The 6,748-nt window shown below is 64.9% G+C and carries 6 protein-coding genes; 5 read left to right on the forward strand and 1 reads right to left on the reverse strand.

The annotated features are described in order from the left end of the window. Positions 1 to 80: 80 nt before the first annotated feature. On the reverse strand, positions 81 to 1,568 hold the full coding sequence (locus ACFTZB_RS19155) for an aldehyde dehydrogenase family protein (RefSeq protein WP_378433537.1): 1,488 nt from the start codon (positions 1,566 to 1,568) through the stop codon (positions 81 to 83). Between the two features lie 213 nt (positions 1,569 to 1,781). Between ACFTZB_RS19155 and ACFTZB_RS19160 the strand changes: the two genes are divergently transcribed. The 5 genes from ACFTZB_RS19160 (at position 1,782) to ACFTZB_RS19180 (ending at position 6,745) form a co-directional block, all read left to right on the forward strand. Continuing rightward, positions 1,782 to 2,915, forward strand: coding sequence for an amidohydrolase family protein (locus tag ACFTZB_RS19160; protein ID WP_378433538.1), 1,134 nt, complete (start codon positions 1,782 to 1,784; stop codon positions 2,913 to 2,915). Continuing rightward, positions 2,899 to 3,900, forward strand: a complete 1,002-nt coding sequence (locus tag ACFTZB_RS19165) for a PDR/VanB family oxidoreductase (RefSeq protein WP_378433539.1) — start codon at positions 2,899 to 2,901, stop codon at positions 3,898 to 3,900. The genes ACFTZB_RS19160 and ACFTZB_RS19165 overlap by 17 nt, the downstream gene beginning before the upstream one ends. 79 nt (positions 3,901 to 3,979) lie before the next feature. Next, entirely contained in the window at positions 3,980 to 5,158 is a 1,179-nt protein-coding gene (locus ACFTZB_RS19170; protein WP_378433540.1) for an acyl-CoA dehydrogenase family protein, read from the forward strand. After that, positions 5,155 to 6,327 (forward strand): thiolase family protein, encoded by a 1,173-nt coding sequence (locus ACFTZB_RS19175; protein ID WP_378433541.1) that lies wholly within the window; start codon positions 5,155 to 5,157, stop codon positions 6,325 to 6,327. The genes ACFTZB_RS19170 and ACFTZB_RS19175 overlap by 4 nt, the downstream gene beginning before the upstream one ends. 61 nt (positions 6,328 to 6,388) lie before the next feature. Next, complete coding sequence (locus ACFTZB_RS19180; RefSeq protein ID WP_087558265.1) at positions 6,389 to 6,745, forward strand: Rieske (2Fe-2S) protein; 357 nt, start codon at positions 6,389 to 6,391, stop codon at positions 6,743 to 6,745. Positions 6,746 to 6,748: the final 3 nt, after the last annotated feature.

The following is a 6,748-nucleotide window of genomic DNA, read 5'->3' on the forward strand; positions in this document are numbered from 1 at the left end:
TCTCGGATGTCGCGGCCACGGCACGCCAGATGGTGGGGAAGCGTCCACCGACTCTTCCCCACCACATTGGCCGTGCGGCACTATCCCGAGTAGGCCCCACTGAGCAAGATCTGCTTGAATTCGGTGAACTCGAGGATCCCCTCGGCACCGCATTCGCGACCCCACCCCGACTGTTTGACGCCGCCGAAGGGCTCGGTGAGCGAGCAACCCGCGAGATTCAGCGCCACTCCACCCGACCGGATACGCTTCGCGATTTCGAGTGCCGTGTCCCGGTTCTGCGCATAGACCGACGCGGCGAGACCGAATTTGGTGTCGTTCGCGATCCGAACCGCATCATCGAGGTCGTCGTAGGCGATCACGACGGTGATCGGGCCGAAGACCTCTTCCTGGGCGATCTCCATGTCGCTGGTAACGTCGCGCAGCAGAGTCGGCGCGAAGTAGTAGCCGCGTTCGAGGCCGTCCGGCCGCTTGCCGCCGGCCGCAACCACCGCGCCCTCTTCGAGCGCCGTGGCCAGCATCCGTTCGGTCCGTTCGACGGAACGCTTGTTCGCGAGCGGACCCAGATCGGTATCCGGGTCGAAGGGATCGCCGACCTTGATGGCATCGAACGCCGCGGCGAGTTTGGCAACGACCTCGTCGTAACGATTGCGGGAGACGAGAATTCGCGACAATGCAACGCACACCTGCCCACAGCCGCCGGTGGCGCCGGGGACGAGGGTCGCCAGCACCTCGTCGATGTCGACGTCGTCGGCGATGATGGCCGGCGACTTCCCGCCGAGTTCGAGGGCGGTTCGGGCCAGGCGTTGCGAGGTCTGCTCGACCACTTCCTTGGCCACTGCAGTGCCCCCGGTCATGTGGACCATGTCGATTCCCGGGTGCTGCACGAGATGCTTGCTGGTCTCGAGCTCCGCAGCGAGACCGCTGATGACCCCGACCGGGAACCCGGCCGCCTTGGCGGCATCCATGATCAGGCGGGAAGTCAGCTGCGATTCGGGAGCGAATTTCACGACCACGGGACACCCGGCGAGCAGTGCCGGGATGACTTTCATGCCCATCAGCGGCACCGGTCCGTTGTAGGTCAGGATCGCCAGGACCGTTCCGATCGGTTGATGCTGGACCAGCACCTCACTGGTGGCGTTGGTGCGGATCTCTTCCCACGGCAGGGTAGGCGCGATGTCGATCGCATGACCCCAGATCGCGCTGCCGGCACCCGAATTGATCATCTCGCCGTGCGCGCGGGTGTATCCGGACTCGATCGTCCAGGCATGATTCAGCGCGTCCAACCGGGCTTCGAGCTCGTCGGCGAAGCTGCGGCACATTCGTGCCCGCTCCTCGACGGGCATGCTCGGCCAGGGACCCTGATCGAACGCCGCCCGCGCCGCCGCGACGGCGGCGTCCGCGTCCGCCGTGGTGGGCGAGGGAACCGTGGCCACGACCCGTTCGGTCGAGGGCATGACCACGTCGATGGTGCCGGCGCCAGTGGGTGTGACCCACTCACCGGCGATGAACACCTTGTCGAGTTCGGGAATGGTGACGTCGAGCTCGTCGGTGGTCGCGATTGTTGTCATCAGAACCTCTCGGATTCGCGTGAGATGAAGTGCATCCCTGTGATCGGAATAACACTCTAACGTATCTAACATAGATATGTTTTAGAAGTCAATGACGACGCCGTGCCGCCGGACGGGGGCCTGTGACTCAGATCTCGACAACCCCAAGGGCGGTCTGTAAGGTAGATAACATAATCCTATTTAATCCCGCACCGCCAACCAAGGAATGTGCCCATGACCACCGCGTATGCAGCCGCTCAGACCACCGAAAAGAAGCAATCGTTGGCGATCATCGACTCAGACGTCCATCCCTATATGGAGAACGGGCTCGCGACTCTCGTGCCCTACATGAGCACGGCGTGGCAGAAACGCATCGGCAGCGGATTGGGTGGCGGCCACACCGTTGCATCTCAGTTCCACCTGCCGTTGGACTACCTGTACATCAACTCCTCCGGTGGGATGCGCGCCGACACCGCCCGCCCCGGCATGTCCCCGGCCACCGATCCTGCCTTCACCGCCGCGCAGCTACTCGACGGAGCCGGCATCGATCGGGCGATTCTGCTGGCCGGACACCTGCTCGGACTGGGCGCCATGCCCGACCCGCAGGTCGCCGCCACCATCGCGTCGGCGTACAACGACTGGATGTGCGAGCGGTGGCTCCAGTTCGACCAGCGGTACCGCGGTGGGCTCGTCATCGCCCCCCAGGATCCCGAGCTCGCCGTCAAGGAGATCGACCGGATGTCCGATCGCCCCGGAATCGTCGAGATCTTCATGCCGCTGCACGAAATCCTCATGGGCGAGAAGCATTACTACCCGATCTACGAGGCCGCGCAGCGCCACGGGCTCCCCATCTGTGTGCACCCCAGTGGCACCGAGAACGTCTACGCGCGCGCCCCCAGGATGGCAGGCACTCCGACGTACTACATCGAATGGCACGCCTTGCTCGGCCAGATTCATCAGGCGAACACCGCGAGCCTGCTGTGCCACGGTGTCTTCGAACGCTTCCCGGAGCTGAAGGTGGTCATCGCGGAGGGTGGAATCGCCTGGATCGCGGAGCTCGCCTGGAAGCTCGACGCCGACTGGCACGGGCTGCGCGACGAGATCCCCTGGGTCAAGCGGCACCCGAGCGACTACCTCAACGAGAACATGCGGTTCACCACACAGCCGTTCGTCGAACCGCCCAAGCGCGAGCACCTGACCTCGCTGATGGACATGATCAACGCGGAGAAGGTGCTCATGTTCAGCTCCGACTACCCGCACTGGAACTACAACGACCCCACCAACGCCCTCGCCGGTCTGCCGGAGGAACTCCAGCGCCGGATTATGTTCGACAATCCACGGGAGTTTTACGGTGACCGCATCAACTGATTGGGATCCCACGGTCATGAATCTGCTGACTGCAAACGATGACGAAGTCGATCTCGACCTCGTCGTGCACAACCGACGGATGCTGACGCCGGACATCGTGGCGTTGGAACTTCGGGCGAATGATGGTGCGCTGCTGCCCTCGTGGGCTCCAGGCGCACACGTCGAGATGAACCTCGACAACGGGCTGTCCCGGCAGTACTCACTGTGCGGAGATCCGGCCGATCGTCAGACCTGGACCGTTGCGGTGCTGCGTGAACCGAACAGCCGGGGAGGTTCCTCCTATATCCACGAGGAACTGTCCACGGGAGCGAAGATGCAGTGCCGGGGCCCGCGCAACAACTTCCCGATCGAGGCCGCGACCGAATACAAATTCGTGGCCGGCGGCATCGGCATCACCCCGATGCTGCCCATGATCGGTGCTGCGGAGGCATCCGGCACCCCCTGGACGCTCCTGTACGGCGGGCGCTCACTCGAATCGATGGCCTTCCAAGACGAACTGGCGCGCTTCGGCGACAAGGTCCGCCTCCACCCGCAGGACACCCACGGGCTGCTGGACCTGGCATCCGAACTGGCCGACCCCGGGCCCGGCGCCGCGGTCTACTGTTGCGGTCCCGAGCCGCTGCTGGCCGCGATCGAGAACCACTGCGAATCGACCTGGCCTGTGGATGCGCTACACGTGGAACGGTTCCGCGCCGATCTGCCGGACCTGGCGGATGCCAATCCAATCGAGGTCGAACTGGCCCAGTCGGGGATGACGCTGACGGTACCGTCCGACAAGAGCATCCTCGAGGTGTTGACCGAAGCCGGTGTCGAGGTGGATGCCTCGTGTGAGGAAGGCACCTGCGGAACCTGCGAAGTGATGGTGCTCGAGGGCACTCCGGAGCATCACGACGTGGTGCTCACCGAAAGTGAGCGCGAGAGCGGCGAGTGCATGATGATCTGCGTCTCACGCGCCAAGAGCAAATTCCTCAAGTTGGACCTGTGAAAATCATTGCACGGCAATCAGTAGGCTCTGAACGTCCCGGATTCGGAGTCGACAATGCCCGGCTGGACAAGGAAAACTAATGGCCTTTGAACTGGATGAGAAGTACCTCGCTATTCGCGACGAAGCGGCCGCGGTCGCGGCCGCGGCCGAACCATTCGCCGTCGAGGCCGACGCGATGAGCACTGTGCACGAGGGCATGCGAAAGGTGCTGACTGCCAGCAGCCTGTGCGACCTGACTGTGCCGGCTCGATGGGGAGGGCGATTCGAGACCGTCGACCCGCTTGCGGTGTGCGTCGTGCGGGAGGTTCTGATGGGTACCTCGGCGCACCTGGACTCGCTCTTCGCGCTGCAGGGTATCGGCAGCTTCGGACTGGCTCGGGCCGGTAACGACAAGCTCCGCGACGAGTGGCTGCCCAAGGTCGCGTCCGGCGAGGTCCTCGCCGGACTCGGGCTGACGGAGCAGGACGCCGGCTCGGACTTGAAGAACATCGTCACCGAGGTTCACCGGGACGGTGAACGCCTGGTGCTGAACGGCAACAAGTCCTTCATCTCCAACGGCGGCGCGGCCGGCTTCTACTGCGTGTTGGCCCGGGAGGACCAGGGCCTGAGCTTGTTCCTCGTCCCGGCGGACGCATCGGGCCTGACGATTACACCCACCCCGGAGATCATTGCTCCCCATATCCTGGCCGAGCTCACGTTCGAGAACGTCGAGGTGAACGAGGACAACCGCATCGGCGAAATCGGCAAAGGTCTCGAGCACGTGCTCGCCACCCTGGCGGTGTTCCGAGTCTCGGTCGCAGGAGCATCGATCGGCCTCGCTCAGTCGGCGCTGGACGAGGCGGCCCGGCACGCGGGGACACGAGTGCAGTTCGGGCGCCCGCTCGCCAAGCTCGGCGCAGTCGCCGACATGCTCGGCGCGTCCTGGGCCGAACTCGAAGCGGCCCGCCTCCTGACCTACAAGGCCGCCGACATGGCGCGGGCAGACCCGGCGGCATCTCTGCACTTCAGCTCCATGGCGAAACTGGTCGCCAGTGAGACAGCCGGCCGCATCACCGACCGCGCCGTGCAGATCTCCGGCCGCTTCGGGCTCGTTCGCGACTCCAAGCTCGAGCGACTCTACCGCCAGGCCCGCCCCATGCGGATCTACGAGGGCTCCTCGGAAATCCTCCGCCTCGGCATTTCCAAGACGCTCGTGAACAACGTGCTCGCCGACGGAGCCGCCCAGGCTGCGACGACCCCGGAAGGAGCCCGACGATGAGCACCGACACCGCGCATCAGGCCGTCATCATCGACGCGGTCCGGTCACCGGTCGGCCGCGGGCACGCGGAGAAGGGCGTTCTCCGGGACGTGCACCCCGCCGACCTGCTCGGACAGTGCTACGAAGGTGTCCTGCACCGAGCGGGCATCGATCCGGCCACCGTAGACAACGTCATCACCGGATGTGCCAACCAGATCGCACAACAGTCCTCCGGAATTGCCCGCACCGCCTGGTTGCAGAAAGGGCTGCCGGCCACGACGGGCGCAACGACGGTGGACATCCGGTGCGGCTCCAGCCAGCAAGCAGCCCACTTCGCGGCGTCCTCCATCACGGCAGGCATCGATCGTGCCGTGATCGCCGCCGGGATCGAGCACATGGGCCGCAACGGTTTCCGCGTCCACCACGGTTCGCAGGAGCAGTGGGGACAAGCGTTCACCGAGGAACTGACGTCACGCTACCCGTTGGTGTCGCAAGGCATAGCCGCCGAGCGGCTGGCCGATCGCTATCAGATCAGTCGCGCCGAAATGGACGAGTTCTCCGCCCGGTCCCATCAACGCGCCGCCGCGGCTGTCCGGGACGGACACCTGGCCCGGGAGATCCATCCGATCGAGGTCGACGGCACCAAGATCGACGCCGACCAGGGCATCCGGCCGGAGGCGACAGCGGAGTCGCTGGCAGCACTGAAACCAGTCTTCGCGGACGACGGAAAGGTAACCGCCGGCAACTCGTCTCAGATCTCTGACGGAGCCGCCGCCGTCCTGCTCACCAGCGCCCAGTTCGCGCAGGAGAACGGACTCCGGCCGCGCGCACGCGTGGTGGACCAGGTCGTTCTCGGGGTCGACCCGGTCGATATGCTGACCGGCCCCATCCCTGCGACCACACGTATCCTCGAACGCAACAACCTGAGCATCCGCGACATCGACGCCATCGAGATCAACGAGGCATTCGCCTCCGTCGTGCTCGCCTGGCAGCGCGAATTCCAGCCCGACATGGACCGCGTCAACTCCTGGGGCGGTGCCATCGCGATCGGACACCCGTTGGGCACCACCGGGGCCCGGCTACTCACCACGATCGTCAACCGGTTGGAAAACACCGGCACCCGCTTCGGCCTCGTCACGATGTGCTGCGGCGGAGGCCTCGGCACCGCCACGTTGATCGAACGGATCTGACCCACCACCCCCACCGTTCCCTCCGACGGAAACGGTCTCATCGCACAACTGGAGCACCACAATGACACGCCACGTGATCGGCAAACTGGACGAATTTCCCGACGAGACCCGCCGCGTCGTCGACATCGACGGCGTGGAGATCGCCGTCTTCAACGTCGGCGGCGCCTTCCACGCGATGCGCAACGCATGCCCCCACAAGGGCGCCTCGCTGTGCACACTCCCTCCCACCGGCATGATGCTCGAAAGTGCACCCGACGTCTACGAATGGGGACGTGACGGTGAGATCGTGCGGTGTCCCTGGCACGGTTACGAATTCAACCTGTCCGACGGCAAGTCGGTCATCGCCCCAAAGCTCAAACTGCGCGCCCGCGTCTACAACATCGACGTCGAGGGTGAAGAAGTGGCGCTCTACGTCTGACCC

The sequence above is a fragment of the Rhodococcus sp. NPDC057014 genome (assembly GCF_042673295.1).
GTDB lineage: Bacteria > Actinomycetota > Actinomycetes > Mycobacteriales > Mycobacteriaceae > Rhodococcus_F.